The following is a 26,187-nucleotide window of genomic DNA, read 5'->3' on the forward strand; positions in this document are numbered from 1 at the left end:
CGCTGGTTGCGCCGCGTGCCGCTCAAGATTTCTGGCCTGCTGCCTTGTCCTGCTGGGCAGGTTCGGCAGGCTTGGGCGATTGCTCGGGCGCGGCCGGCTTGGCGCCGGGTTGCGCCGCGGGCTGGGCGCCGTTCGCGGGGGCTCCGTTCTTGTTCCATTGGCTGACCTGCACCGGCGCGCCTGGGCGGATTTTCTGGAAGCCTTCGACCACGACAACGTCGCCTGCCTTCAGGCCGCTGGTGATCAACCAGTTGTTCTTGATGGCGCCGCCGGTGGTGACGGGCAACTGGGAAATCTTGTTGTCCTTCACCAGCATCAGGCTTTGCGAGCCGTCGGCCGTGCGTTGCAGCGCCTGCTGCGGCACGACCAGCGCCTTGTCATCCACGCCCTGCTCCAGCCGCACGCGCACGTACATGCCGGGCAGCAGGATGCCGTCGGGGTTGGGCACTTCGGCGCGCAGGTTCACCTGGCCCGTGGACGGGTCCACGGTGATGCCGGTGAACAGCAGCTTGCCGGCGTGCTCGTATTCCGTGCCGTCTTCCAGCACAACGGTGGCGCGAGCGGTGTCTTTGCCCACCTTCTGCAATTGGCCGCTGGCGAATGCGCGGCGCAGCGTCGCCAATTCGGAAGTGGACTGCGTGAAGTCAACATAGACCGGGTCCAGCTGCTGCACGGTAGCCATTTGCGTGGCGGACGTGGCTTCCACCAGTGCGCCTTCGGTGACCAGCGGCTTGCCGATGCGGCCCGTGATGGGCGACGTGACATCGGTGTAGCCCAGGTTGATGGCCGCGTTGTCCTGGTTGGCCTTGGCGGCCGCCACCGAGGCATCGGCCTGGCGGAACGAGGCCACGGCGTTGTCGTATTCCTGCTTGCTGACGGCGTTGGCCTTGACCAGCGGCGCATAGCGGTCTGCCAGCAGCTTGGCGCTGAACAGATTGGCCTGCGCCTGCTTCAACTGCGCCGTCGCTTGATCGTAGGCTGCCTTGTAGGGCGCCGGATCAATCTTGAACAGCAGTTGGTTTTCTTTGACGTCACCGCCTTGCTCGAAGGCGATTTTCTGAACGATGCCGGTAACACGCGAACGGATCTGCGCATCACGCACGGCATCCACGCGGCCGGGCAATTCAGAAACGATGGGCGCGCGCTCGGGCTGCACGGTAATGACGCTGACTTGAGGCATGCCGGGATTCATCTGTGGCTTTTCGCCGCACCCTGCCAATATCAGCGCGAGGACGCCACCGGAAACAGCCAGACCTGAAACACGTTTAGGCGAAAACCGCATTGAAACCCCCGCGCATAGCGTAGTGACCCGTGAATAGCCCAATAATGTAACTCAGTTATTGGGGAAATCACGTATTTTCAAGCCGTACAACGATGCGCGGGAGAGACAAATCCGTAACAGCCTCAGCAGTTGGGAAGCGCTCTGAGATTGCCCAGGAACACGTAACCCACGCCGTGCACAGTATGCAGCGGCAAACGGGCGCCTGTCTGCAGGACTTTGCTGCGTAGCCGGCAAATCGCCACATTGAGCGTGCGCATATTGGTGCTCTGGCGCACGGCCATCAACGCTTCGCGGCGCAATTCGCGATGCGGGCTCTGCAGCAGGCAGACAAAGCACGCGCGTTCAATTTCGGTCAGGTCGATACGCGCGCCGCTGGGCGCCAGCAGCGTCCACCCTTGGTACATCAGGCTCCACCAGCCGTCGACCCGGTCGGAGGCAAGCGTGGCAGGGGCATTGACGGTGATGGACGGCGGCAGGCGCGCGCCGCGTGGCGAGGGTTGATCCAGGCGGGCAAGCGCATCAGCGGCAGGCGCGTGAGGCGTAGGTGCGTGAGGGGCGAGCGCGTGAGGAGCAAGCGCGTGAGGGACATTCATGGCAGGTCTCCATCGGGCCGGCCCCGCCTGGCGTGGCGGCAGCCGGAACCCGGAACAAGGTTGCTGTTTGTCCCTGAAGACTACCGGTGTGAACGGCTTCTGGCTGCCGAATGAGCCAATTATCAGACCAGTCTTACGCGCCCTATCTGTTTGTGGCGACCCGGCCTGTTTGTGCCCACCCTGCCTACTTATGCGTACCGTTGCGATGAATATCGTGCGTCACAAAGCAGCTGTTTTCGGTGGGCCGCGCCAGAATGCCGGGCTTGGCCAGCGTTTGGCGGATGTCGGCCAAACCGGATTCCCAGTGCTCGCGCATGGCCTCGGTGCCGAATTCGTAGTCCTTGGAGTAACGCTCCAGGTGCTTGGATTCGTAGATGAGGTTGATGATGTTGGTGGCGGGCGTATGCGACAACTTGCGGATGTCGGCGAACTCGGGCGCGTTGCGCTCGGACTCGGGCAGGCGCTCAAGCAGGCGCTGCAAGCCATGGCGCAACTTCAGCACCCGCCGCAGCTGATCCGTGACAAGGCGGGTTCGGCTGGAATACTGAATGTCTTTTTGGCGCTCGGCCACTTCTTCAAGCGAAGTCGGCAGCCCGCCACGCGCAGGCCATAAATCAACCTGAAACGCCAAGGTGTCGCGCATGTTGTCGTTGGTCAGCACCTGCGCCAGCGGCGTGTTCGATACGATACCGCCGTCCCAATAATGCTCTCCCTCGATCTCCACCGACGGAAAACCCGGCGGCAAGGCGCCGGAAGCCATGATGTGCTCGGGGCCCAGCTTATCGGTCTGGCTGTCGAAATAGGCGAAGTTGCCACTGCGCACATTCACCACGCCGAAGCTTGCGCGCACCTTGCCGCTATTGAGCACATCGAAGTCGACGAACTGGCGCAACGTGGCCGCAAGCGGCGTGGTGTCGTAAAAGCTGGTGGACGCCGCACCCCGGCCGCTGGCCCAGTACGGAGGCGGGAAGCGCGGTTTGAAAAACCCCGGCTGCCCTGAAAATAGCGCCTGAAAGGCAGACAGCTGGCCGTTCATGGCCGGCGAGCCGAAGCCGAAGGGAATGCCTTCGAACATGCCCGCCAGCGTGTCACCCCACGGCACCGAGGCAAAACCGGCCGGGCGGCAAATGCTTTCCCAGAAGCCCCGCAGCCGCTCAACGCGTTCGTCTTCGGGCGAGCCCGCGATGATGGCCGCGTTGATCGACCCGATGGAAATGCCGGAAATCCAGTTGGGCCGAATGCCCGCTTCGTGCAAGCCTTGGTACACCCCCGCCTGATAGGACCCCAGCGCGCCCCCGCCTTGCAGGACGAGGGCAACGGTTTCGTAGGGAGGCGTATCGCCGGTATCGGTGGACGGGGCCTTGCGGCGAGTGGTCATTCGGCTACCTCTGGCTAGGGTTTGCTTTTGTCCGGCACTTGCGGCGCGGCGACGCCGGCCCGGAAAGGATACTTGGCGAAGATTTGCGCCACCGCCTTGTCCACGTTCTGCGAGGTGTTGGCGGTATCGGGATTCTGCACTTCACCCACGGCCACGCCTTCCCACACCAGCTGCTTGCGCCGGGGATCGACCAAGTCGATATTCAGCGTGCCTTCGGTGTATTGATAAACGTCGTCGCCCCAGCCGTAGCCGGGCCAGCCGCCGTAGAACCCCGTGCGGTAGCCATAGTAAGGCCCCATCGGCGGCGCGGCCGGCGTGACTTGGGTTTTTTGCTGGAGCTTGGCGCCGAAGTTGACGAGCAGATCCGGGTTGGCGGCGCTGTACGTATAACCGCGCATCTCCATCTGGCCGCGCGTGGCGTCCTTGAGCCGCTCGGTCAAGAGGCTGCTGTAGCCCGCCTTGTCCGTGCCTAGCGGGTTCATGAAAGCGAATGTCCGGTATTGGGCAAAATCCGCCTGGTGATCGTAATCGCCCTTCACGGTGGGGCCTGATGCGCAGGCCGCCAGCAATGCCGTCATGGAACCGGCCGTCAACCATTTCAACGCTGGAAACGCTTTCATGTCGATTTCTCCGAGAGCTCAAGGCTTGGACATAGTGCCGCGAAGCCCGCAAAGTTTCAACAGAATCTCATTCGCATCCCCCCGCCTGCCGTCCATTACACTCGCAGCTGATTCATCCCCCTGACACAGACCCAAACCAGCATGTTGGAACTCGACGGCTCAATCTGGTTTCGTTCCGGCGCCCAGACCTGGGGCGGAAAGAACCGCATCGACCTGCTCTCCCAGATCGACGCCACTGGCTCGATCACGGCGGCTGCGCGCGCCGTGGGCATGAGCTACAAGGGCGCGTGGGACGCCATCGACGCCATGAACAATCTGGCGGGTGAACCGCTGGTGGTACGGGCCGCAGGCGGCAAAGGCGGCGGCGGCACGCAGCTGACCGACCGCGCGCGCCGCCTGATCGGCACCTTTCGGGCGTTGGAAGCCGAACACCGGAAGTTCATGGACAACCTGACGCGCGCAGGGCTGGACGCCAGCGGCGACATCGACCTGATGAGGCGTTTCATGCTGAAGACCAGCGCGCGCAATAAATTTCTGGGCACTGTCATCGAGATCCGCACGGGCGCCGTCAACGACGAAATCCTGTTGCGCATCGCGGGCGGCCATACCGTCACCGCGACCATCACGCGTGAAAGCACGACGGAATTGGGCCTGGAGCCGGGCAAGGAAGCGATTGCGCTGGTGAAGGCGTCCAACGTGATCGTCGGCGCACCGGGCCCGGGCCTGCGGCTGTCGGCCCGCAACCAGTTGCTGGGCAAGATCAGCGCGGTGCGTCCGGGCGCCGTCAACAGTGAAATCCTGATCGCCATGGACGGCGGCGCGACGATGGTGGCGATTGTCACCAACGACAGCGCGACGGAACTGGGCCTGGCCGAAGGCGAACCCGCCGTGGCGATTTTCAAGGCGTCCAGCGTGATCCTGGGCGTGCTGGACTGACGCGCAACGCGTCAGCGGTCCGGTCAGACGTCCGATCTAACGCCCAATCCGCAACCCGCATCCATCCCCCGGGATCAAGCCCGATCAAACCCCCGGGTCATCCGCACGGCGGCGCACCTTGCCGTCGCGCACTTCGAACACTTCATCGGCCAGGGCATCCACATCCGCCGGGTCATGCGTGATCAGCAGCATCGGCACGTCCAGCTGCCGCTGCAGCGCATTCAGTTCCTGGCGCATCTTGCCGCGCAGTTGTGAATCCAGCGCAGAAAACGGCTCGTCCAGCAGCAGGATGTCGGGCTGCAACGTCAGCGCGCGCGCCAGCGCCACGCGCTGCTTCTGCCCGCCCGAAATCTCGTTGGGATAACTGCCGATGATGGCGCCCAGCTCAAACGCATCCACCCAGCGTTTGGCCTCTGGCGCCACGCCGCGCCTGGGCGGGTTGAGCCAGCCGCGCCGCAAGCCGAACGCGATGTTCTGCGCCACCGTCAGATGGGGAAACAGCGCGTAGTCCTGAAACAGATAGGCCACGCGCCGCGACTGCGTTGGCAGGCTGACGCCCGCCTGGCTATCGAACAGCACGCGCCCATTGATATCGATGCGGCCAGCGTCCGGCCGCAGCAACCCCGCCACCGCGCGCAAGGTCAGGCTCTTGCCCGCGCCCGACGGCCCGAACAAGGCGATGCGCTTGGACGACGACGTGAAGGCCACGTCCAGCTCAAATTGGCGGTCGCCCGACACCATGCGCTTGGCGACCTGGATGTTGATGCTCATCGCCCGCCCCCGTTGCGTTGACCCGCCCCGATAGGCACAAGCTTGCCCGCCACCAGCAACACGATGACGCAGGTGACGGACGTGACCAGCACCAGCAGGTTCGCGGTGTGATCGTCGCCTGCCTGCACGGCTTCGTAGATGGCCACCGACAAGGTCTGCGTGCGGCCCGGCAAGTTGCCCGCAATCATCAACGTGGCGCCGAACTCGCCCAAGGCGCGGGCGAACGCCAGCAGCACGCCGGCCGCAATACCGCGCGCCGCCAACGGTAAGGTCACACGGAAGAACACGCCGGCTTCGCGCACGCCCAACACCCGCGCCGCATTCTCAAGCTGCGGGTCCACGTTTTCAAACGCCGCGCGCGCCGACTTGAACACCAGCGGAAACGCCACGACGGATGCCGCGATCACCGCGCCCTGCCACGTGAACACCAGTTCAATGCCCCAGCCCGCCAGCGTTTCACCGATGACGCCGCGCCGGCCCAGCAAGACCAGCAGGTAATAGCCCAACACGGTGGGCGGCAAGACCAGCGGCAGGGTGAGGATGGCGTCCAGCAGATCGCGCCCCGGCCAGCGCCATCGCGACAAGCCGAACGCCGCGGCGGTACCGGCCACGGTCGCCAACAATGTTGCCCAGCCCGCCACCTTCAACGAAAGCAGCAGCGGCACCCAAACCGGATCTGTCATCAGTTCAACGCATCAGCAATATCAGGGCTTCTGAAAGCCGTAGCGCGACAGAATAGCCTGCCCTTCGGGCGACAGCACATAGGCGACGAAGCTATCGGCTTCTTTCGCCGCGGCTTCACGCGTGGTCACGGCAATGGGATACGTCACGGGCGTTTGCGACGGCACGCGCACCGCCACCTTGACCTTGTCAGGCATGACGGCGGCGTCTGTTGCGAACACAAAGCCCGCGTCCACTTCGCCGCGCGACACGTAGTCCAGGCTTTGGCGCACGTTCTGCGCCAGCACGCTCTTGGCTTGCACCGCCGTCCACAACCCGGCGGCTTCAAGCGCGCCCTGGGTGTAACGGCCCACCGGCACCGAGGCCGGGTTGCCATAGGCGATGCGCTTGATGTCGTCGCGCGTCAGGTCTTTCAGCGCGGTGATGTTGGCCTTGCTGTCCGTGGGAACGATCAGCACAATCTGGTTGGCGGCGAAGTCCACGCGCGAAGCAGGCTTGACGGCCTTTTCTTCCACGGCCTTGTCCATCGCTTTCTGGTCGGCCGAAGCGAACACATCGGCGGGCGCGCCCTTCACGATCTGCTGCAGCAGCACGTCGGACGCGCCGAAATTCAGCACGACCTTGGTGCCGGGATGCGCTTTCTCGTAGCCTTGCGCCACTTCCTTGAATGCGTTGGTCAGGCTGGCGGCGGCGGACACCACCAGGTCACCCGCGTGGGCGCTCGCGCCCCACAGGGTGGACAGCGCCAGGGATAGCGCCAGGGACAGGGCCAACGGCGGGCGTTTGCAGGTCATGATCTTCTCCTCGGGTATCGCCATATCGGTAACGAAATATATAGAGGTATATAACGCTCGTCAATTTGCGTCCCGCCGGCCATTGCGCCAGATCAAACGGGCAAAAAATGGGGGAATATCAGCCGCGCGCGACCGTCGTGACGTGTACCGATTCCGGCGCCAGCGCGTCTTGCAGCCAGGCCAGCGCCAGCTCGGGCTGCGCCGTGCCGCACATGAAGATGTCCAGCGCCGCGAACTGGTGTTCGGGCCAGGAATGGATGCTGATATGGGATTCGCTCAGCATGACCACGCCCGTCACGCCCGCGCCTTCGCCAAAGTGGTGGAAATGCGCGCTCAGCACATGCGCGCCGGCGGCCTGCGCCGCGCCGATCAATTGCGCTTCCAACGCGGCGGCATCCGTGAGCCGCGTGGCAGGCACGCCGCGAAAATCCGCCAGCACGTGGCGGCCCGGAGTGGCATGCACCGTCACTTGTGCGATCCGCCCGATGACCAGCCCGAACTGCCGGACGAGCTGCTGCCCCAGCTGCTGCTACTGCTGCTGCCGCCGCTCACGATACGGGCGCCGGGCGAACTGGCGCCCGTGGCCGCCAGCACCACCACCACCGCATAGACGGCATAAAGGAACTTGCCCATCGTCCTAGTCGTCCTTTCTGGAAAACTTGTCCGCCAGCTTGGCGGGGAACCACAGGAACGCCAGCCCGATCAGGACTGGAATAAAGCGGCCGTTCAAGATATTGCTCATGTTCAGGAACACCATGCCGATCGTCGCGATCCAGGCCCATTTGCCGTAGCCGCCGCGCTTGCCGCCCATAGGCAGCGACTTCTGCTTGGCCAGTTGCGCGTCGCCAAACCACTCCGCCAACTGCGCCGGGACGATGGGCGCCGACGCCGACCAGCCGAGTTCGTTGGCCGCGAGTTCACGCGTGAGCTTCAACGTGCCGGCCTTGTAGTCGGTGATCTTCGTGGTGTCGCCCGCCTTGACGCGCCAGTTGAACGCGCCCAGCGGCACCTCGACCCGCGAGGTGTAGTCGTACAGCTTCTGGTACAGCTTTGACCGCCAGCGCACGCTGGTGGCGTTATTCAGGCTGGGCCAGGTGTCGCAGACCTGCACGCGTTCCCAGCCTTCGTCGGTTTCCACCAGCCAGATAAAGCCTTTGGCCGGGTTGAACAGCAGATACTCGATCCAGTCAGACGGTTCGTCGGGATCGGGGTCCGCGCATTTCATCAGGCCGATCAGCGTGTAGCTGGCGCCGTCGATCTTGGCCACCGCGCCCAGTGACAGCGTGGTGGTGATCGCCTTGACCTTGTGGCCCTTGGCGATGACTTCGGCCGTGGGGCCCGAGCAATCCACCGCCGATGCGCACGACGGGCAGACAACGTGGGTGGCCATGGCCGCCACGAAGCTGATCGGCGCGCCGCAGTTGGGGCACTCCAGCGCCTTGATCTGTCCACGGAAGCGGCCCGCGGTTTCCTCGACCTGCTCGTTGGTGCGCAGCGACCCCGCCTGCATGGCGGACAGGTCGAAGGCTTTGCCGATATAGAGTTCGGGTTCGGGCGCGTCGGAAAAATCCAGCGTGAGAAACGCGTCCAGGCTGCGGTAGTCCGCCACCTTTGCTTCCCAGCCATCGCCCGGCACAAACGGCAGTTCGCCCTGCGCACCACCCGCCTGCGCCGTGCGGACATCGGCGGCGACAAAGCGCTGGCCATCCAGCTTGAGCTCGTCGCCTGGCGAAATGTCGGTAAACGCCGGCATGCCTTGCAAGGACTTGACCTTGCGGCGGCGCGTGACGGCGTACTGGCCCGACGCGTCCGACAACCAGCCGTCGGAGCCATCTTCGAACCACACGTACCACTCGTTCCAGAAGCCCTCGTCAAAGCGCAGCTGGATGCGGCCGATGACGTCAAAACGCTTGCTGTCGAACTTGCCCGTCGCGCCCAGGCACAAGGGCGAATAGTCTTCCAGCACATCGGCCATCTCGCCAATGCGCTTGACCGATTCGGCATCCTTCAACAAGGTGCTGCGGCAAGCGCCGCAAACCGCCATGACGGATGCGGTGGACGTGAACTTGACCGGGGCGCCGCACTGCGGACACAGAACCTGCTGCATAAGTCCTTAGCTGGTAAGTTTCTTCAGCACTTCGGCCTTGGCCGAATCGTAGTCAGCGGCGGTGATCAGCCCTTTGTCCAGCAAGTCCTTCAGCTGTTGCAGGCGCGCGACCGGGTCGGCGCCGGTCGCAGCGGGCGCGGCTTGCTGCGCGGGCTGCGGCGGTTGTTGCTGTGGCTGTTGCGGCTGGCCCTGCCCCACGCCCAACCCCGCGGCCATCGTCTGGCCCAGCGCGGCGCCGGCCGCCAGGCCCGCGCCGATGCCGGCAATGCCGCCTTCGTTCTGCGCCGCCAGCGGAATCGACGTCGCAGTCTGGTACTGGGTGAACTTGCCCAGATCGCCCGCCATACCCATCGAAATCCGCGTGTCCAGCGCCTTTTGCAGCTCTTCGGGCAGGGACACGTTTTCAACGGTGAAGTTGTCGAGCTTCACGCCATAACGGTCGAACACCGGGGCCAGCTGCTCGCTGATGCTTTGCGACATCAGCCCCTGGTTACCCGCGATATCCAGGAACGGCACCTTGGAGCCGCCCAGCGCCGTCGTCATCGCGGCGACCACCATGTTGCGCAGCTGCGCTTCCAGGTCGTCCACGGTGTATTCATCACGCGTGCCGCTGATTTCGCGATAGAACTTGGCCGGGTCGGAAATCTGATACGAATACACGCCGAATGCGCGCAGGCGCACCATGCCGAATTCGCTGTCGCGCAGCGTCACCGGCTGCGCCGTGCCCCAGCGCCGGCCCAGTTGCAGGCGCGTGCTGAAGAAGATCACGTCCGACTTGAAGGGCGACTCGAACAGCTTGTCCCAGTTCTTCAGGTACGTCAGGATCGGCAGCGTCTGCGTCGTCAGCTTGTACATGCCGGGGCCGAACACATCGGCCACCTTGCCTTCGTTGACGAACACCGCCATTTGCGATTCCCGCACGGTCAGGCTGGCGCCGTACTGGATTTCGAAATCCTGCATCGGATGGCGCCAGGCGAGCACGCCGTCGCGATCCTCGTTCCATTGCAGGATGTCAATAAACTGCTTGCGAATAAATGAACCGAGACTCATGGCAAGTTCTCCCGTGTCAGATCGGATGACGCGCGCCGGCCGTCAGGTCAGGCAGGCGGCGTTGACGACGCCTGCGGCCAGCGAGATCGAACCGATCAGGCCGCCCATGGCGATATTGTTTTGTTCGATGGCCTCGTTCATGCCGCGTATGGCCTGGGCGATCACGACATACACCACGATCTGCACCACCATGGCGGCGGCGCCCCACACCAGGAACATCACAAAGCTGGCGTGCACGGCAATACTGGAGCACAGCGTGAAGCTGAAACCGACCAGCGCGCCGCCGTAGGACAGCACCGCTGCGATGTTGCCTTCGCGGATCAGGTCGAATTCTTTGTAGCGGGTCACGGCGGTGTAGACCGCGGTGAAAACACCCAGCATGACAAGCGCCGAGACGATATAGATCAGATAGGTCACCGCCGGATGCATCGCTTCTCCCATTGCCACCCTCCTAATTGCGCGCAGTATATACGCGGCGTTCGATATACTGCGAACGCATTTTTCGCTCCGGACACCCCATGCGCGACCGCGTTCTCATCCTATCGGTATTGATCGTTGCTTCCTGCGGTTTGGGCTATGAGCTCATCAGCAGCGCGCTGGCCAGCTATTTACTGGGGGATTCCATCCTTCAGTTCTCGTCCGTCATCGGCTGCTATTTGTTCGCCATGGGCATCGGTTCGTGGTTGTCAAAATATGTAAAAGACGAAGACGTTTTGAATCGGTTCATCGACGTCGAACTGCTTGTTGCGTTGTTGGGCGGCGTGTCCGCCGCCGTCTTGTTCCTGGTTTTCGCCTGGCTGTCCGCCCCCTTTCGCGCGGCCTTGTATGTGGGCGTCTTCGTCATCGGCCTGATGGTCGGCATGGAGATCCCGCTGGTGATGCGCGTGTTCAACCAGCGCAAGGCCGAATTCCGCGAGATAGTCAGCCGCGTGCTGACCTTTGACTACCTGGGCGCGCTGGCCGTCTCCCTGATCTTCCCGCTGCTGCTCGCCCCCAAGCTGGGCCTGCTGCGCACGAGCTTTCTGTTCGGCATCCTGAACGCCAGCGTCGCACTGTGGACGACGTGGCTGTTTCGCGCCGAGGTCCGCCGGCCCGGCGAAAAAGCCATCCGCGCCTGCGTGGTGATCGGCTTTCTGGCGCTGGGCTTCATCTATTCCACCGCGATGACGGCCTGGGCTGAAAAGGGCCTGTATGGCGACGATGTGGTCCACGCCGAAACCACGCCGTATCAGCGGCTGGTGGTGACGCGCTGGCATGACGACCTGCGCCTGTACATCAACAACAACCTGCAATTCTCGTCGCGCGACGAACATCGTTATCACGAGTCGCTGGTGCATCCGGGTTTGCAGACGCTGCCCTGGGCGCGCAACGTGCTGGTGCTGGGCGGCGGCGACGGGCTGGCGGTGCGCGAAATCCTCAAATACAAGAACATCGAACACGTGACGCTGGTGGATCTGGACCCGGCGATGACGGGCTTGTTCTCGCGCTCGGAGCCGCTGGTGGCGTTGAACCAGGGCTCGCTCAAAGACCCGCGCGTTACCGTCATCAACGACGACGCCGGCCGCTGGCTGGAAACGCATGCCGAGGTCTATGACTTCATCGTGGTGGACTTTCCCGACCCGTCCAACTTCGGGCTAGGCCGGCTGTACTCGGTGCCGGTCTACCATCTGATGGCGCGCCATCTGGCCGAAAACGGCTATATGGTGATCCAGTCGACGTCGCCCTACTTCGCGCCGCGCTCGTTCTGGAGCGTGGACGCCACGTTGAAGGAAGCGGGCCTGAACACCTGGCCGTACCACACCTATGTGCCATCGTTTGGCGACTGGGGTTTCATTCTGGCCAGCAAGCGGCGCGACTACACACCGCCTGACAAGATCACCGTGCCAACGCGCTATCTCGACCCGGCCACCACGCGCGAACTGTTCCACTTCCCCGCCGACATGCCGGCGCTGGCGATGCCGCCCAACCGCTTGAATGAGCAGTCGCTCGTGCGCTATTTCGACGAGGACTGGCGCAAGGTTATCCGCTGATGCGCCGCCGCAGCTTTCTGCTGGGCGCAGCCACGGCCGCGGCCGCCGGCACCGCGGGCTGGTATCGGTCGCGCATCGTCGAGACCCCGCCCAGCGTTCACTACCCGGGCATGCAAGCCGGACACGCCTTGCGCGATGGCGCAGCGTTGCCCGCGCCGTCCGCCCACTATCAGCACAACGTCGCCATCCTGGGCGCGGGGGTGGCCGGCCTGTCATGCGCGTGGAAGCTTGCGCGCGAGGGCTTTACCGATTTCGTGGTGGTGCAAGGCCCGGAATTCGCAGGCAATGCGGCGGCAGGCAAGCGCGATGAACTGGACTACCCGCTGGGCGCGCATTACCTGCCGCTGCCCTCGATGGCGTCTACCCATGTGCGCGAGATGCTGTCCGACTTCGGCATCATCGAACGCGGCGCGGGTGACGTGCACCCGACTTACGACGAAGCCCTGCTCGTCCATTCGCCGCAAGAACGGCTGCTGCGCAACGGGCGTTGGGAAGAAGGCCTGCTGCCCATGACCGGGCTGCCGGACGAAGACGTGGCGCAGCATCACCGCTTTCTGGCGCTGATCGACCGGCTGCACACGCAGGTCGGCAACGATGGCCGCAAGGTGTTCTGCATTCCGCTTGTGCTGTCATCGCAAGACCCGGCGTGGCGCGCGCTGGACGCCATCACCTTCAAACAATGGCTGGCGCGCGAGGGCTATACGTCGCCCGCGCTGCACTGGTATCTGAACTACTGCTGCCGCGACGATTACGGCGCGCAATACGACGTGGTCTCGGCCTGGGCCGGCCTGCACTACTTCGCCAGCCGCGACGGCCACGCCGCCAACGCCGGCGAAGGCGCAGTGCTGACGTGGCCGGGCGGGCTGGCCGTGCTGGCCGCCCGCATGCGCGACGCCATCACCCAGAAGCTGGGACACAACCGCTGGCTGATTCCGGGTACGGCGGTGCGCGTGGACGAGACGGCCGCCGGCCCGCGCGTGACGTGCATCACGGGTATGGCGGACACGACGGGTATGCCAGGTATGACGGGCATGAATGGCACCCAAGCCGCCACCGCCGCCTACACGCTGCAAACCCGGCGCACCGTCTGCGCCATGCCCTTGTTCGTCGCGCAGCGCATCCTGCCCGACATCCGCGCCTACGGTTACGACCCGGCCGTACACACGTCATCGCACGCGCCGTGGCTGGTGTCCAACTTCGTCTTGGAAGGCTATCCGCTGGAAGCGCCCGGCGAACCGCTGTCTTGGGACAACGTCGTCTACCAAGGCCGGGCGCTGGGCTACGTGGTGTCCACGCATCAGCTGCTGCGCGTTGCGCGTTCGCCCCGCACGGTGTTCACCGCGTATCACGCGCTAAGCGGGCAAACGCCACAAGCCGCACGGCGATGGCTCACCACGGCAAGCCCCGAAGCCTTGCGCGACGAGGCGGCCGCAGATCTTGTCGCCGCCTACGGCAGCGAGTTCTGGCGCAACGCGCGGCAATTGGACATCACCGTGCGCGGCCACGCCATGGCCTCGCCGCTGTGCGGTTATTTGTCCAACGCGGGCTTGGCCGCGCTGCGCGAGGTAGATGGCCCGGTGCTGTTCGCGCATGCGGACCTGTCGGGCTATTCCGTGTTTGAAGAAGCGTCGTGGTGGGGCGTGGTGGCGGCGGGCCGCATCCTGGGGCAAAAGCCGGCCAGCTAACGGTGCATCCCAAGGAAGGACTGCAATACAATCCCCGGCCTTGACGCTTCGAATAAAAAATCATGGGAAAGCACGTCATTGTTCTGGGCGCGGGCATCGTCGGTGTCTGCTGCGCATTGGAATTGTTGCGCCGTGGCGCCACGGTCACCTTGGTCGACAAGCGGGAACCGGGCATGGAGACGTCAATGGGAAACGCGGGCGTGCTGGCGCGCAGCTCGCTGATGCCGTTCAACCACCCGGGCCTGTGGTCGCAACTGCCCCGGCTGCTGAAAAACGATACCGTCCAATTCCGTTATCACCCCGCGTTCCTGGCAAAGCATCTGGGCTGGGCGACGCGCTTCCTGCTGAACGCCCGGCCCGCCGTCTTCCGCGAAACCGTCAACGCGCTGGACGGGCTGATCCGGCTGTCGGCCCCTGAACACCTGAAACTGCTGGACGAAGCGGGCGCGCGCGATCGCTTGCGCGATACGGGCTGGGTGTTCCTGTACCGCAGCGAGGCTGCGTGGAATGGCAGCGAGCTGGCGCGCAAGACCTTTGCGCAATACCAGGTGCCCACTCAGACGCTCAGCCCCGCCGAGCTTGCCCAGATGGAACCCGCGCTGGCGCCCATCTTCCATCGCGCCTTGTGGATTCAAGGTTCGTATTCGGTGGATGATCCGCATGCAGTTGTGGCCGCGTATGCTGACCTGTTCCTTCAAGCGGGCGGCACGCTCAAGCGCATGACCGCCACCGGCGTGCGCCGCGACGGCCAGCGCTGGACGGTGCAAGGCGCGCAAGACTCGGAATCGCTATCCGCGGATCAGGTGGTGGTGGCGCTGGGCCCGTGGTCCAAGGCGCTGCTGAAAACCACGGGCATCGACTTGCCCATGGCGTTTGAACGCGGCTATCACATGCATTACCGCGGCGCGGACGGCGCGCGTGTCAGCCGGCCGGTGTATGACACGGGTGGCGGTTATGTGTTGTCGCCGATGGCGCGCGGGCTGCGCTTGACCACCGGCGTCGAACTGGATGCGTGCGACGCCGCCCCACGGCCGGCGCAGCTGGAGCTGGCGGAATCGCGTGCGCGCGAAGCCTTTCCGTTAGGCGAACGGCTGGATGCATCCGCCTGGCTGGGCCGCCGCCCCACTCTGCCCGACAGCCGCCCAATGATTGGCGAAGCGCCCAAACATCCCGGCCTGTGGCTGGCGCTGGGGCATCAGCACATCGGCTTCAGCACCGCGCCCGGCACGGCGAAACTGCTGGCGGAGTTGATGATCGATGGCCGTGCTACGGCCTTGCACCACGCGTTCCGGCCCGGCCGCTTTTTGTAAATTGCGCTTCGAACTTGGCGCGGGCTGCCGGCGTAAAGCCGGTCAGCCCGGGGCCGATTCAACCCAGCAGCAACGCGTCGTCCGACAGCTTTTCACCGCGCACGCGTTCAAACATTTGCAGCAGGTCAGGCACGTCCATGCCGCGGCGCTCGTCGCCCGACACGTCCAGCACCACCTGGCCCTGATGCAGCATGACCGTGCGGTCGCCCACGTCCAGCGCCTGACGCATGCTGTGCGTGACCATCATCGTCGTCAACTGGTTTTCGGCGACAATGCGCGCCGTCAGCTGCAACACGAAGTCCGCCGTGCGCGGGTCCAAGGCCGCCGTGTGCTCGTCCAGCAGCAGGATGCGCGACGGCTGCAAGGCGGCCATCAGCAAACTCACTGCCTGACGCTGGCCGCCGGACAACAGGCCAATGCGGTCGGTCAGCCGGTTTTCCAGGCCCAGGCCCAAGGTGGCCAGACGTTCGCGGAAGCCGTCTTTCATTGACGCCTTCACCGCGCGGCCAAAGCCGCGCCGCACGCCGCGCATCTGCGCCAGCGCCATGTTTTCTTCAATGGTCAGGTCTTCGCAGGTGCCGGCCATGGGGTCCTGGAACACGCGAGCCACACGGCCGGCGCGCGCCCACACGGGCTGACGCGTGACGTCCACGCCATTGATGTCGATGCGGCCGGAATCAATCGGCAGGTCGCCCGACACGGCGTTCAGGAACGTGGACTTGCCCGCGCCGTTGGAACCAATCACGGTCACGAACTGGCCCGACGGAATTTCCAGCGACAGGCCGCGCAGCGCGCGGGTTTCGATTGGCGTACCCGCGTTGAAGGTAATTTTCAGATCTTGTGCGGACAACATATCAGCGCCCCTTCTTGCCGACCAGGCGGCGCTTGAGCATCGGAATGACCAGGGCGAACGTGACCAGCACCGCGGTAACCAGGTTCAGGTCTTGCGCCTTCAGGCCGATGAAATCGCTATTCAACGCCAGCGCGATGAAGAAGCGGTAAACGATGGCGCCGATGATGACGGCAAGTGTCGCCAGCACCAGCTTGCGCGACGACAGAATGCTTTCGCCGACGATCACCGCGGCCAGACCGATCACGATGGTGCCGATGCCCATCGAAATATCGGAACCGCCTTGCGTCTGCGCGAACAGCGCGCCCGCCAAGGCAACCAGCGCGTTGGACAGCGCCATGCCGCCCAGAATCATGCGGCCGGTATTCACGCCTTGCGCGCGGGCCATGCGGCCGTTTGAACCGGTGGCGCGCACGGCCAGCCCGGTCTGCGTGGCGAAGAACCAGTCCAGCGCCAGCTTGGCCAGAATCACAATCACTATCAGGATCAGCGGGCGCGCCACGTAATCAGCAATCCAGCCCGGCTGCAAAATGGTGAACACCGTGGGTTCGGTGATCAGCGGAACGTTGGGCTTGCCCATGATGCGCAAGTTGACCGAGTACAGCGCAATCATCATCAGGATGCTGGCCAGCAGATCCATGATCTTCAGCTTCACGTTCAGCCAGCCGGTGACCAGCCCCGCGGCCGCGCCGGCGAAGGTGGCGATGATGGTGGCCGAAAACGGATCGGTGCCCGACGCGATCAGCGTGGCACAGACGGCGCCGCCCAGCGGGAAGCTGCCGTCAACGGTCAGGTCGGGGAAGCGCAGCAGGCGAAAGGAGATAAACACGCCCAAGGCCACCAGGCTGAAGATCAGCCCGATCTCCAACGCGCCTAACAACGAGAACAATGACATGGGTTAAATCCAATCAGGGTAAGGATGGTGCATATTAAAGACTTGAAACGTCGGGTTTCTTGCGTTTGGGGGTCAGTTTTACCCCAGCTTTCGCAACAAACGTTTCCCGGCGCGTCATTTTCGCTTTTTTTCTGCCAAAGCGCCGCCACGCCTGCGGATTGGGCCGCAAGCGGAGTTGGTCAAGCGCATCGGTGAAAAAAAACCCCGCGCACACCTAGCAGGCATGGCGGGGTTTGTGCGGCGCCGTTTTACTTCACAACCACGGCGGCCGACTTGATGATGGCGTCAGACAGCGTCACGCCTTGCTTGGCGGCGGCGCCCGGGTTCACGTAGAGCTCAAGCTTGGAGACCACTTCCGACGGGATGGCGCCGGGCTTTTCGCCCTTCAGGATGCGAACCACCACCTTGCCCGTCTGCACGCCCAGGTCGCGGTAGTTGATGCCCAGCGCAGCAATGCCGCCGCGCTTGACGCTGTCGGTGTCGGAGGCGATCAGCGGGATCTTGGCGTCGTTGCCCACCTTCACCAGCGATTCATACGCCGAGACGACGTTGTTGTCGGTGTTGGTGTAGATGACGTCGACCTTGCCGATCAGGCTGCGCGCGGCGGACGCCACGTCAACCGAACGCGGGGCGGCGGCTTCCACCAGGCTCATGCCCGACTTCGGCAGAATTTCCTGAAGCTTCTTCACCACCACCACCGAGTTGGCTTCGCCCGGGTTGTAGACGATGCCCACGCGCTTGGCGTTGGGAACGATTTTCTTGATGAGTTCAACCTGCTTGTCCAGCGCCAGCAAGTCGGACACGCCGGTCACGTTGGTGCCGGAAGCATCCATGCTGGACACCAGCTGGGCGGCAACGGGATCGGTCACGGCGGAATACACCACCGGCACGTCCTTCGTGGCGGCGACAACCGCCTGGGCCGAGGGCGTGGCGATGGCGACGATGGCGTCGGGGCGGTCGCCGACGAACTTGCGGGCGATCTGCGCGGCGGTGCCGTTGTTGCCCTGCGCGCTTTGGTATTGCCACTTCAGGTTCTTGCCGGGTTCATAGCCGGCTTGCTTCAGCGCGTCTTGCACGCCGTCGCGCACGGCATCCAGCGCCGGGTGCTCGACGATGGCGGTCACCGCCACCGACTTCTGCTGCGCGGACACCGGCGCGGCGATAGCCATTGCCAGCGCCATGGCGCCAACCGTCAGAAAATGTTTTTTTCCGATCAGCATTACTTAGCTCCTTGAACCCTTGGTATATGTTCGTCGGGTATTTGTTCGTGGTTACGGCAGCGCCGGCGGCTTCCCGACGGCTTGCGCAGGCCGTAAAGCCGTATAGTCTAACTTGCCGCCACGCAAAAGAATTTGGGGGGAATCCCTGAAATGGTGCATGCCGGAAGTGGCGCGCCCCACGCCGGGGCACGCGGCGCCAATATACTAAATCCGCGCGGCCGCCCTTGCTCCAAGACCGGCCGCCGCATCCAAAGGCCTCATCATGATCAAACGCGCATTGGGCCGTTCCGGCCTGCAAATTCCCCCCCTCACTTTCGGCGGCAACGTCTTCGGCTGGACCGTTGACGAGGCCGGCACGTACTCGCTGCTGGACGCGCTGGTGGATGCCGGGCTGAACTTCATCGACACCGCCGACGTGTACTCGCGGTGGGTGCCGGGCAACCAGGGCGGTGAATCTGAAACGCTGATCGGCAAATGGCTAAAGCGTTCCGGCAAGCGCGACCGCGTGATGATCGCCACCAAGGTCGGCATGGAAATGGGGCCCGACGCCAAAGGTCTGGCGCCCGCCTACATCCGCCGCTCGCTGGATGCCTCGCTTGCCCGGCTGCAAACGGATTACGTGGACCTGTACCAGTCGCACAAGGATGATCCCGATACGCCGCTGACCGATACGCTGGCCGAATACGCCAAGCACATCGAATCGGGCAAGGTACGCGCCATTGGCGCGTCAAACTACACGGCCGTGCGCCTGTCGGAAGCGCTGATCACCGCCGAACGCCACGACCTGCCGCGCTATGAAAGCATCCAGCCGGAATACAACCTGTACAGCCGCGAGCCCTTCGAGTCTGGCCTGCAAAGCCTGGTGAAGACGCAGCAGATGGGCACCATCAACTACTACGCGCTGGCCAGCGGCTTTCTCAGCGGCAAGTACCGCAGCGCCGCCGACGTCAGCAAGAGCGCGCGCGGCCAGAAGATTGTGGACACGTATCTGAACGAGCGCGGGTTCCGCATCCTGAAAGCGCTGGACGAAGTTTCGGAAGACGCCGGCTGCACGCCTGCGCAGGCGGCACTCGCCTGGCAGATCGCGCAGCCCGGCATTACCTCGCCGATCGTCAGCGCAACGTCGATCGCCCAGCTGGACGAACTGGTCAAGGCCGCCAGCCTGACGCTGACGCGTGACCAGTTGGCCAAGCTCAGCCAGGCGAGCGACTGGCGATAGCACGATGACTAGAAGCGCTGCGTCAGCGTGAGCAGCGCGGTTCGGCCTTCGCCATAGAAGACCGAGTTGTAAAAGCCCATCGAGCGGTAGTACTTCTTGTCGGCCAGGTTGCGCACATTCAGCTGCAACTGCGTCTTGTCCGTGAAGTTGATCTGCGCCATCAGATCAAACAACGCGTAGGGTTTCTGCACGATCGAACCGGACTTCAGACCGTAGTACGTCTGTGCGCTGGTCTGGCTTTGCCAGCGCACGCCGCCGCCCACCGTCACCTTGTTCAGCGCGCCGGGCAGACGGTACGCCGTGCTCAGCTTCAGCAGCTGTTCGGGCTGGGTCGTCTGCACCTTCTTGCCGTTGTTGTCCTTGGACTGGCGATACGTATAGCCCAGGAATACGTTCCAGCCCGGCATCACTTCGCCCGCCACTTCGGCTTCGAAGCCGCGCGTGCGCGTGCCGTCCAGGATGTAATACCAGCCGTCGTCGTGCGCGTAGTCGTAGCCGCCGTACTCGGCCACATCTTTCTGATCGGTTTGGAACACCGCAACGGATGCGTTCACGCGGCCATCCAGGTACGCCGCCTTCAGGCCCATCTCGTAGTTGTGGCCATAGGCTGGGCCGGCCATGTCCCACGTCTGCGTTTTCACCATCTGCGGCTGGAAGATGTTGGTGTAGCTGGCGTAGGCCGTGTAGGTGTCGTTCAGGTCATAGGTCACGCCCACATACGGCGTGACTTCGGAGTACGTGTGCGAATAGCCCGTCACGCCCCCGCTGGTTTCGGTGGATTCCCAACGGGTCCAACGCGCGCCGGTCAGCAGATGCAGCCGCTCGGTCAGGCCCAGGCGCAGCGTGCCGTAGATGCCCGTCTGCTTGTTGCGGTTGGTTTGCGACAGCGCCAGGATGTCCCAGTTGGGCGCGGGCCAGTCGCCCGTCCAGTGGTGGACGTCGGGAATGGGATAGGTGTCCTGATCCGTCGTGTCCCAGCTTTGGTTCCAGGCCTTGATATCGGAATGCGAGAAGCCGACGTTGAACTGATGCTGCCGGCCAAACGCATCGAAGCCGCCGTCCATCGAACCGCCCACCACGTTCTGGTCGCTGCCGCCCACGAATTTACGCAGCAATGGCGGCGTGGAAAAGCCATCGATGGTGACGGGCACGTCTGATGTGAACAGCAGCGGCGCGTCAAACTTGTTTTCCAGGCGCGTGAACGACAAACGCGCGTTCCAACCGTTGGCGAAGCCATGGTCCAGCTGCGCGAAATACTCATGCGAATCGGTGTCCCAGCGCGACCACTTCGCTCCCATGGCCTGGCCCTTGGGCCAATCGATCGGCTTGCCATCGGCATCGAGTGCGGGCAGCCCGCCCCAACTGATGCCGCTGGGCCGCGTGCGTTGCACTGATGCGCCCAGGCTGACCGTGGTGGCGTCGGCGATGTCGGCCTCGACAATGCCATACAGCACGTCGCGCTTTTTCTTGTAGAGGTCCATCGTGTCGCCGCGCCGTTCCTTGGCGCCGACGATGCGCCCGCGCACCGAGCCCGACTCATTGAACGGCGTGGACAAGTCCACTTCGCCGCGATAGGTGTCTTCGGTACCGGCCGACAATTTTATGTCGCCCTGGAACTCGCGGGTGGGACGCTTGCGGATGAAGTTCACCGAGCCGCCTGGGTTGCCCGTGCCGCTCATCAGGCCGGTCGCGCCGCGGATGATTTCCACGTGGTCGTAGATGACCGGGTCCAGGTTGCTATCGCCAAACTGGTAGAGGCCGTTCAGCGGCTTGACCACGCCGTCGAACTGGAACGTGTCCATGGAAAAGCCGCGCGAGTAATACGTCAGGCGCTCGGACTCCGCCTGCTGCACGTTCATGCCGGTGGCGTTTTCCATAACGTCGCGCACGGACGTGATGGAACGGTCGTCCATCTGCTGGCGGGTCAGCACGCTGGTGGATTGCGGCGTTTCGCGTTGGGACAGCACCAGGCCGTTGGCCGACCGCATCCAGTCAGCGGTGTAATCGCCCGTGCCTTCGGTGGTGGCGCCTGCGCCCAGCACCACCACAGGCGCCAACTGCGTGGCCTGCGGGCCGCCCGCGCGCAGCAATTGGTAATCCCCATCGGCGCGGCGCACGGCTTCCAGGCCCGTCCCCGCCAACAGGGCCGCGAAGCCCTGGTCGATGTCGTAACCGCCTTGCAGCCCGGCCGACTCCATGCCTGACGTCAGCGCCGGGTCGAACGACAGCAGCACCTGCGTCTGCTGGGCGAAGCTGGACAACGCGGCGCCGAGTGCGCCGGCCGGAATGGTCACGGAATGGCGGATCGTATTGGCGGCGCGGGGTTGCGCCTGCACGGCCGTGGGTGACAGCGCGGCGCCCGCCATGGCGGCCAGCACCAGCGCGGCAAACGCCTTCAAGCGCAAACCCGCTGGCGCTGAGCAATGAGAGGGGAAAAACGGCAGAGACATTTCGTTGGGTTCCAGGCGAAGAAAATCGAGGCTTCACCCGTATGCCAATCGAGAATGCAAAAGTGACAGGGCCGCGCAGAAAATTCTTTGAATCACCCTCGCGGGCGGATCGTTACCCAGTAGCGTGTGAACCGATCGACGCGCACGGGCAGCGCGCGTTCAACGGCGGCCAGGATGCGGTCGGTGTCGCCCAGCGGGTACGAGCCCGAGATACGCAAGCCCGCCACGGCCGGGTCGCACACAAGCCTGCCCTTGCGATGCCGGCTGAGCGCATCAACGAAGGCATCCAGCCGCATGGCATCGGCGTACAGCGCGCCTTGCACCCAGTCGTCGGCATGGGGCGCGGGGCGGGCGGCTTGCACCGCGCGCGCATCAAAATGCGTACCGGCGCCCGAGTCCACCACGCGCGCCGCGCCCGCGCCGCCTGAGATCGGTTCGATTCTGACGGCGCCGTCGGTCACCGCCACCCAGGCCTCGTCGTCCAACAAGCGCACGACAAAGCGCGTGCCTAGCGCGGTGATGCGGCCCAGGGGCGTGGCCACGACCAAGGGCCGCGCAGGCGCGTGCGGATCGGCGTGCGACGCAATATGCAGCTCGCCCCGGCGCAACACGATCTGGCGAAGCAAGCCGTCAAACCGCACGTCCGCCGCGCTGTCCGTGTTCAGGCTAAGCACCGTGCCGTCGGCCAGCGTGGCGACGCGCCGTTCCCCCACCGATGTGGTGAAGTCGGCGCTCCAGGCGCGCCACGGCAAGCCCGCCGCCGCCAGCCCGCCCGCCCCCAGCACCAGCGACAAGGCCTTCAGCGCCTGACGCCGGCCACGGGATGGCACGCGGTCCAGCGCCGCCAAACCGGCTTGGGGGTCAACCTGACCGAATTGGCGCCCCAGCATTTCCACGCGTTCCCATGCCAGGCGATGCAAGGGGTCGGCGTCGATCCAGCGGCGACAGGCCGCGCCATCGGTCGGCGTGGCCTCTTCGGCGCCCAGGCGCACAAACCAGTTGCTGGCTTCTCGGATGACGGCGGGCGGCAATTCCACCCGCCCCGTGGCGCGCGCGCTCACCACGCCGCCAGGCAATGCTGCATGGCGCGCGCCAGATACTGGCGCACCGAGCTCACCGACACCGCCATGCGTTCCGCGATCTCGCCGTGGCGCAGCCCTTCCAGCTGCGATAGCAGAAACGCCTTGCGCACCTTGGCGGGCAGCCCGTCAAGCAGGCGGTCAATTTCCAGCAGCGCTTCCAATGCCAGGGCGCGGCGTTCGGGCGAAGGCGCGTGCGCGTCCTCCACCAGCGCCAGGCTGTCCAGATAGGCGCGTTCGATATCGCGGCGGCGAAACAGGTTCACCATCAAGCCGTGCGCAATGGTCGTCAGATACGCGCGCGGCTCGCGCAGGGCGCGCGTGTCGTCCTCGCGGACCAGCACTTTCAGATAGGTGTCGTGGGTCAGGTCGGCCGCATCGAATGGGCAGCCCGTCTTTCTGCGCAGCCAGTCGCGCAGCCAGGATTGATGCTGAATATAGAGCCCTTCGATGGGGGCAGGCGTACCGCTTTGATTCATGACGTTCGACGGACCGGAAAGCAGATTTACCAATGATAACGATTATCAATAGTAATATGAATCCGGTCCGGCAAACGCATCAATCCAGCTTCACCCCGGAATCTTTCACGACTTTCGCCCAGCGATCCACCTCGCTATCGACGAACTTACCGAAGTCAGCGCCCGTCAATGTCGGCACCGCAGAACCGTTACCGGCCCAGGTTTCCTTGAGCTTCGGCGTGTTCAAGGCCTTGGTGATTTCCACCGCCATCTTGTCGACCGCTTCCTTCGGCGTGCCGGCGGGCGCCCAGATGGCGTACCAGGTCGACACGACGTAATTCGGCACGCCTGCTTCGGCGGCGGTCGGCACGTCGGGCAACGAAGCCGAGCGTTCGGTCGCGGCCACGGCCAGGGGCTTGATGACGCCAGCGCGAATATGGCCCGACGACGACCCCAGCCCGTCAAACGCCAGATCCACCTGGCCGCCGATCAGCGCCGACAACATAGGTCCTGCCCCCTGATATGGCACATCAACCAACTTGATGCCGGTCTGCATGGCAAACAATTCGCCCGCCAGGTGATGCGTGCTGCCCTTGCCGGCCGTGCCGAAGTTGATTTCGCCAGGGTGCTTCTTGGCGTAGTCGATGAATTCCTGCAAGGTCTTCACCGGCAGCTTGCTGGCGTTGATGACCACCACCTGCGGCGGCTGCGCCACCAGCGCCACGGGCACGAAGTCCTTCTGGATGTTGTAGTTCAGGCTTTTGTACAGCGACGGGGCCAACGCGTGATGCGCGCCGCCCATGAAGAAGGTGTAGCCGTCGGGCCGGGCCTTGGCGGCCACGCCTGCGCCCACCGTGCCGCCTGCGCCGCCCTTGTTGTCGATCACCACCGTCTGGCCAAGCTGCATGGTCAGTTGCTGGGCCAGCGGACGGGCAAAGGTATCCGTGCCGCCGCCTGCGGGGAACGGAACGATCAGCGTGATGGGGCGCTCAGGCCATTGCGCGGCGGCCACACCGCCAACACTCAGGGCTGCCACGGCGAATACGGCTGCGGCGGTCGTGCGAACTCTCATAGTGTCTCCTCTTGCTGCATCATGGGGACGGCGCGGTTATGTGCGTCTCGTCTCTTGGATTTTTTATGGAATGAAGCTGCCAGGACTGCGTTCACATTGAATGGGGATGGTCTCCTTGGGATAAAAAAATGCCGGCCCCTGGGGACCGGCATCTTCGCCTGGCGTTAAAGCGCCTTGTACGTTTCGCGCAGCACGTTCTTCTGCACCTTGCCCATGGTGTTGCGCGGCAGCTCGCCCACGATGTGCACGCGCTTGGGCACCTTGAAGTTCGCGATGCGTGACTTGAGTTCAAGCTGCATCGCCGCGGCATCCAGCGACACGCCGTTCTTGGGCACCACCACCGCCACCACGGCTTCGCCGAAGTCGGCGTGCGGCACGCCAATCACTGCCGATTCCGCCACGCCGGGCATGTCGTCGATCAGCGTTTCGATCTCTTTCGGATAGACGTTGAAGCCGCCCGAGATGATCAAGTCCTTGCTGCGGCCCACGATGGACAGGTAATCGGCCGGCACGTCGCGCCCAGCGGATTCGCCGCCCCAGCGGCCCACGTCGCCCGTTTTGAACCAGCCGTCTTCGGTGAATTCTTCGCGCGTCTTTTCCGGCATGCGCCAGTAGCCCGAGAACACGTTGGGGCCGCGCACCTGCACGTTGCCGATTTCACCCGGCGCCAAGGCGATGCCCGCATCGTCCACCACGCGCACCTGCACGCCCGGCAGCGCACGGCCGACGGTGCCGGCCAAACGCTCGCCCAGCTTGGCGTCGTAGGGGTTGGACGTCAGCATGACGGTTTCGCTCATGCCGTAGCGTTCCAGAATGGCGTGGCCGCTGCGCTGTTCGAAGTCGGTAAACGTTTCAGCCAGCAACGGCGCCGAGCCCGAAATGAACAGGCGCATCTTCGCGCACACGTCGCGGGTAAAGCGCGGGTCGGCCAGCAGACGAACGTAATACGTTGGCACGCCCATCATCACCGTGCTTTGCGGCAGGTAATGCAGCGCCTGATCGGCGTCCAGCTTGGGCAGCCAGATCATCTTGGCGCCGGCCAGCAGCGCGCCGTGCGAGGCCACGAACAAGCCGTGCACGTGGAAGATGGGCAGCATGTGCAGCAGCACATCGTCTTCGCGCCAGCCCCAGTATTCATGCAGCACCTGGGCGTTGGCGGCCAGGTTGCCATGCGACAGCATCGCGCCCTTGCTGCGGCCGGTGGTGCCGGACGTGTACAGAATGGCGGCCAGGTCATCGGCCTGCCGGACCACGGTGGTGAACGTTTGCGGCAGGCTGCCGGCGGCCTCCAGCAAGGTGCCGGTGCGGTCTTCATCCAGCGTGTAAACATGCGCGCAGCCCGCCTTGTCAGCGGCGCGTTGCACCCAGTCGCGGTTCTTGCTGGCGCACACCACCACGGCCGGTTCGGCATTGCCCAGGAAGTATTCGATTTCGGATTCGCGGTACGCCGTGTTCAGCGGCAGGTACACCAGCCCGGCACGCAACGTGGCCAGATACAGCAGCAGTGCTTCGGGCGATTTTTCCACCTGCACCGCCACGCGCGAGCCCTCGGGCAAGTCCAGCGACGTCAGCAGGTTGGCCAGGCACGCGGTGGCGCGGTCGATGTCATCCCAGGTGTATTCCAGGTCGGGCGTTTCCAGCGCGACTTTGCTGCGGTCCTTGGGAAAGCCGCCTTGCAGGACGGCATAGAGGTTGGCGTTGCTCACC

The 26,187-nt window shown here is 64.3% G+C and carries 25 protein-coding genes; 6 read left to right on the forward strand and 19 right to left on the reverse strand.

What is annotated here, in order from left to right:
* Positions 1-22: 22 nt before the first annotated feature.
* The 4 genes from HV765_RS24695 to HV765_RS24710 form a co-directional block, all read right to left on the reverse strand.
* Positions 23-1,282, reverse strand: coding sequence for an efflux RND transporter periplasmic adaptor subunit (locus tag HV765_RS24695; protein ID WP_175171322.1), 1,260 nt, complete (start codon positions 1,280-1,282; stop codon positions 23-25).
* A 122-nt stretch (positions 1,283-1,404) separates the two neighbouring features.
* A complete protein-coding gene (locus HV765_RS24700) occupies positions 1,405-1,875 on the reverse strand; it encodes a helix-turn-helix domain-containing protein (RefSeq protein WP_420840153.1) in 471 nt (156 codons plus the stop codon).
* A gap of 184 nt (positions 1,876-2,059) precedes the next feature.
* Positions 2,060-3,253, reverse strand: a complete 1,194-nt coding sequence (locus HV765_RS24705; protein WP_175171323.1) for a DUF3734 domain-containing protein — start codon at positions 3,251-3,253, stop codon at positions 2,060-2,062.
* Positions 3,254-3,267: 14 nt separating this feature from the next.
* A complete protein-coding gene (locus tag HV765_RS24710; RefSeq protein ID WP_054426424.1) occupies positions 3,268-3,873 on the reverse strand; it encodes a DUF4136 domain-containing protein in 606 nt (201 codons plus the stop codon).
* Positions 3,874-4,014: 141 nt separating this feature from the next.
* Here HV765_RS24710 and HV765_RS24715 point away from each other — a divergent pair, with 141 nt between their 5' ends.
* Positions 4,015-4,809: a TOBE domain-containing protein gene (locus HV765_RS24715; RefSeq protein ID WP_054426426.1), complete on the forward strand. Its 795-nt coding sequence runs from the start codon at positions 4,015-4,017 to the stop codon at positions 4,807-4,809.
* 84 nt (positions 4,810-4,893) lie between these two features.
* Here the strand turns inward: HV765_RS24715 and HV765_RS24720 are convergent, their stop codons facing one another.
* From HV765_RS24720 to speD, 4 genes are all read right to left on the reverse strand, one after another.
* Positions 4,894-5,580, reverse strand: a complete 687-nt coding sequence (locus HV765_RS24720) for an ATP-binding cassette domain-containing protein (RefSeq protein ID WP_054426428.1) — start codon at positions 5,578-5,580, stop codon at positions 4,894-4,896.
* Entirely contained in the window at positions 5,577-6,263 is a 687-nt protein-coding gene (gene modB, locus HV765_RS24725; RefSeq protein WP_054426430.1) for a molybdate ABC transporter permease subunit, read from the reverse strand. Before modB ends, HV765_RS24720 begins: the two co-directional genes overlap by 4 nt.
* 21 nt (positions 6,264-6,284) lie before the next feature.
* A complete protein-coding gene (gene modA / locus HV765_RS24730; protein WP_175171324.1) occupies positions 6,285-7,055 on the reverse strand; it encodes a molybdate ABC transporter substrate-binding protein in 771 nt (256 codons plus the stop codon).
* Between the two features lie 118 nt (positions 7,056-7,173).
* Positions 7,174-7,524 carry an adenosylmethionine decarboxylase gene (gene speD / locus HV765_RS24735; RefSeq protein WP_054426434.1) on the reverse strand — a complete coding sequence of 117 codons (351 nt, stop codon included), beginning with the start codon at positions 7,522-7,524 and terminating at the stop codon, positions 7,174-7,176.
* On the opposite strand from speD, the gene HV765_RS24740 reads away from it, so the two are divergent.
* The gene (locus HV765_RS24740; protein ID WP_175171325.1) at positions 7,513-7,665 is read left to right on the forward strand and encodes a hypothetical protein; all 153 of its coding nucleotides are present in this window, start codon (positions 7,513-7,515) and stop codon (positions 7,663-7,665) included. The genes speD and HV765_RS24740 overlap by 12 nt on opposite strands.
* Positions 7,666-7,692: 27 nt before the next feature.
* On the opposite strand, the gene HV765_RS24745 is transcribed toward HV765_RS24740, so the two are convergent.
* Genes HV765_RS24745 through HV765_RS24755 form a run of 3 tightly spaced genes read right to left on the reverse strand, consistent with a single transcriptional unit; the run spans position 7,693 to position 10,641 of the window.
* Entirely contained in the window at positions 7,693-9,162 is a 1,470-nt protein-coding gene (locus HV765_RS24745) for a DUF4178 domain-containing protein (RefSeq protein ID WP_175171326.1), read from the reverse strand.
* 6 nt (positions 9,163-9,168) lie between these two features.
* The gene (locus HV765_RS24750) at positions 9,169-10,212 is read right to left on the reverse strand and encodes an SPFH domain-containing protein (RefSeq protein ID WP_175171327.1); all 1,044 of its coding nucleotides are present in this window, start codon (positions 10,210-10,212) and stop codon (positions 9,169-9,171) included.
* A 42-nt stretch (positions 10,213-10,254) separates the two neighbouring features.
* Positions 10,255-10,641 (reverse strand): DUF350 domain-containing protein, encoded by a 387-nt coding sequence (locus tag HV765_RS24755; protein WP_054426731.1) that lies wholly within the window; start codon positions 10,639-10,641, stop codon positions 10,255-10,257.
* An 89-nt stretch (positions 10,642-10,730) separates the two neighbouring features.
* On the opposite strand from HV765_RS24755, the gene HV765_RS24760 reads away from it, so the two are divergent.
* The 3 genes from HV765_RS24760 (at position 10,731) to HV765_RS24770 (ending at position 15,237) form a co-directional block, all read left to right on the forward strand.
* The gene (locus HV765_RS24760) at positions 10,731-12,242 is read left to right on the forward strand and encodes a polyamine aminopropyltransferase (protein ID WP_175171328.1); all 1,512 of its coding nucleotides are present in this window, start codon (positions 10,731-10,733) and stop codon (positions 12,240-12,242) included.
* A complete protein-coding gene (locus HV765_RS24765; RefSeq protein ID WP_175171329.1) occupies positions 12,242-13,927 on the forward strand; it encodes an NAD(P)-binding protein in 1,686 nt (561 codons plus the stop codon). Before HV765_RS24760 ends, HV765_RS24765 begins: the two co-directional genes overlap by 1 nt.
* A gap of 62 nt (positions 13,928-13,989) precedes the next feature.
* A complete protein-coding gene (locus tag HV765_RS24770; RefSeq protein ID WP_175171330.1) occupies positions 13,990-15,237 on the forward strand; it encodes an NAD(P)/FAD-dependent oxidoreductase in 1,248 nt (415 codons plus the stop codon).
* Positions 15,238-15,295: 58 nt separating this feature from the next.
* Here HV765_RS24770 and HV765_RS24775 read toward each other — a convergent pair whose 3' ends face one another.
* The 3 genes from HV765_RS24775 to HV765_RS24785 form a co-directional block, all read right to left on the reverse strand.
* Entirely contained in the window at positions 15,296-16,090 is a 795-nt protein-coding gene (locus HV765_RS24775; RefSeq protein ID WP_054426446.1) for an ABC transporter ATP-binding protein, read from the reverse strand.
* Between the two features lies 1 nt (position 16,091).
* Entirely contained in the window at positions 16,092-16,982 is an 891-nt protein-coding gene (locus HV765_RS24780; protein ID WP_175171331.1) for an ABC transporter permease, read from the reverse strand.
* Between the two features lie 248 nt (positions 16,983-17,230).
* A complete protein-coding gene (locus HV765_RS24785) occupies positions 17,231-18,202 on the reverse strand; it encodes an ABC transporter substrate-binding protein (protein WP_054426450.1) in 972 nt (323 codons plus the stop codon).
* A 262-nt stretch (positions 18,203-18,464) separates the two neighbouring features.
* On the opposite strand from HV765_RS24785, the gene HV765_RS24790 reads away from it, so the two are divergent.
* Positions 18,465-19,421 (forward strand): aldo/keto reductase, encoded by a 957-nt coding sequence (locus tag HV765_RS24790; RefSeq protein WP_054426452.1) that lies wholly within the window; start codon positions 18,465-18,467, stop codon positions 19,419-19,421.
* An 8-nt stretch (positions 19,422-19,429) separates the two neighbouring features.
* Here HV765_RS24790 and HV765_RS24795 read toward each other — a convergent pair whose 3' ends face one another.
* The 5 genes from HV765_RS24795 to HV765_RS24815 all read right to left on the reverse strand — a co-directional run bounded on the left by HV765_RS24795 (position 19,430) and on the right by HV765_RS24815 (position 26,186).
* Positions 19,430-21,871: a TonB-dependent siderophore receptor gene (locus HV765_RS24795; protein WP_175171332.1), complete on the reverse strand. Its 2,442-nt coding sequence runs from the start codon at positions 21,869-21,871 to the stop codon at positions 19,430-19,432.
* Positions 21,872-21,963: 92 nt separating this feature from the next.
* The gene (locus HV765_RS24800) at positions 21,964-22,932 is read right to left on the reverse strand and encodes a FecR domain-containing protein (RefSeq protein WP_175171333.1); all 969 of its coding nucleotides are present in this window, start codon (positions 22,930-22,932) and stop codon (positions 21,964-21,966) included.
* The gene (locus HV765_RS24805; RefSeq protein WP_054426733.1) at positions 22,929-23,429 is read right to left on the reverse strand and encodes a sigma-70 family RNA polymerase sigma factor; all 501 of its coding nucleotides are present in this window, start codon (positions 23,427-23,429) and stop codon (positions 22,929-22,931) included. The genes HV765_RS24800 and HV765_RS24805 overlap by 4 nt, the downstream gene beginning before the upstream one ends.
* A 79-nt stretch (positions 23,430-23,508) precedes the next feature.
* Entirely contained in the window at positions 23,509-24,480 is a 972-nt protein-coding gene (locus HV765_RS24810; RefSeq protein ID WP_054426456.1) for a Bug family tripartite tricarboxylate transporter substrate binding protein, read from the reverse strand.
* A gap of 164 nt (positions 24,481-24,644) precedes the next feature.
* Positions 24,645-26,186, reverse strand: a complete 1,542-nt coding sequence (locus tag HV765_RS24815) for a malonate--CoA ligase (RefSeq protein WP_175171334.1) — start codon at positions 26,184-26,186, stop codon at positions 24,645-24,647.
* Position 26,187 lies beyond the last annotated feature (1 nt).

The organism is Achromobacter kerstersii (assembly GCF_902859595.1).
GTDB lineage: Bacteria > Pseudomonadota > Gammaproteobacteria > Burkholderiales > Burkholderiaceae_B > Achromobacter > Achromobacter kerstersii.

Excerpts from the sequence above, each read along its gene's own strand:
- HV765_RS24695 (WP_175171322.1), bottom strand. The coding sequence starts at position 1,282 with ATGCGGTTTTCGCCTAAACGTGTTTCAGGTCTGGCTGTTTCCGGTGGC.
- HV765_RS24770 (WP_175171330.1), top strand. The coding sequence starts at position 13,990 with ATGGGAAAGCACGTCATTGTTCTGGGCGCGGGCATCGTCGGTGTCTGC.
- modB (WP_054426430.1), bottom strand. The coding sequence starts at position 6,263 with ATGACAGATCCGGTTTGGGTGCCGCTGCTGCTTTCGTTGAAGGTGGCG.
- HV765_RS24710 (WP_054426424.1), bottom strand. The coding sequence starts at position 3,873 with ATGAAAGCGTTTCCAGCGTTGAAATGGTTGACGGCCGGTTCCATGACG.
- HV765_RS24740 (WP_175171325.1), top strand. The coding sequence starts at position 7,513 with ATGCACCGTCACTTGTGCGATCCGCCCGATGACCAGCCCGAACTGCCG.
- HV765_RS24765 (WP_175171329.1), top strand. The coding sequence starts at position 12,242 with ATGCGCCGCCGCAGCTTTCTGCTGGGCGCAGCCACGGCCGCGGCCGCC.
- HV765_RS24745 (WP_175171326.1), bottom strand. The coding sequence starts at position 9,162 with ATGCAGCAGGTTCTGTGTCCGCAGTGCGGCGCCCCGGTCAAGTTCACG.
- HV765_RS24760 (WP_175171328.1), top strand. The coding sequence starts at position 10,731 with ATGCGCGACCGCGTTCTCATCCTATCGGTATTGATCGTTGCTTCCTGC.
- HV765_RS24785 (WP_054426450.1), bottom strand. The coding sequence starts at position 18,202 with ATGCTGATCGGAAAAAAACATTTTCTGACGGTTGGCGCCATGGCGCTG.
- HV765_RS24715 (WP_054426426.1), top strand. The coding sequence starts at position 4,015 with ATGTTGGAACTCGACGGCTCAATCTGGTTTCGTTCCGGCGCCCAGACC.
- HV765_RS24810 (WP_054426456.1), bottom strand. The coding sequence starts at position 24,480 with ATGAGAGTTCGCACGACCGCCGCAGCCGTATTCGCCGTGGCAGCCCTG.
- HV765_RS24795 (WP_175171332.1), bottom strand. The coding sequence starts at position 21,871 with ATGTCTCTGCCGTTTTTCCCCTCTCATTGCTCAGCGCCAGCGGGTTTG.
- HV765_RS24705 (WP_175171323.1), bottom strand. The coding sequence starts at position 3,253 with ATGACCACTCGCCGCAAGGCCCCGTCCACCGATACCGGCGATACGCCT.
- modA (WP_175171324.1), bottom strand. The coding sequence starts at position 7,055 with ATGACCTGCAAACGCCCGCCGTTGGCCCTGTCCCTGGCGCTATCCCTG.
- HV765_RS24775 (WP_054426446.1), bottom strand. The coding sequence starts at position 16,090 with ATGTTGTCCGCACAAGATCTGAAAATTACCTTCAACGCGGGTACGCCA.
- HV765_RS24780 (WP_175171331.1), bottom strand. The coding sequence starts at position 16,982 with ATGTCATTGTTCTCGTTGTTAGGCGCGTTGGAGATCGGGCTGATCTTC.
- HV765_RS24805 (WP_054426733.1), bottom strand. The coding sequence starts at position 23,429 with ATGAATCAAAGCGGTACGCCTGCCCCCATCGAAGGGCTCTATATTCAG.
- HV765_RS24790 (WP_054426452.1), top strand. The coding sequence starts at position 18,465 with ATGATCAAACGCGCATTGGGCCGTTCCGGCCTGCAAATTCCCCCCCTC.
- HV765_RS24750 (WP_175171327.1), bottom strand. The coding sequence starts at position 10,212 with ATGAGTCTCGGTTCATTTATTCGCAAGCAGTTTATTGACATCCTGCAA.
- HV765_RS24720 (WP_054426428.1), bottom strand. The coding sequence starts at position 5,580 with ATGAGCATCAACATCCAGGTCGCCAAGCGCATGGTGTCGGGCGACCGC.
- HV765_RS24700 (WP_420840153.1), bottom strand. The coding sequence starts at position 1,875 with ATGAATGTCCCTCACGCGCTTGCTCCTCACGCGCTCGCCCCTCACGCA.
- HV765_RS24755 (WP_054426731.1), bottom strand. The coding sequence starts at position 10,641 with ATGCATCCGGCGGTGACCTATCTGATCTATATCGTCTCGGCGCTTGTC.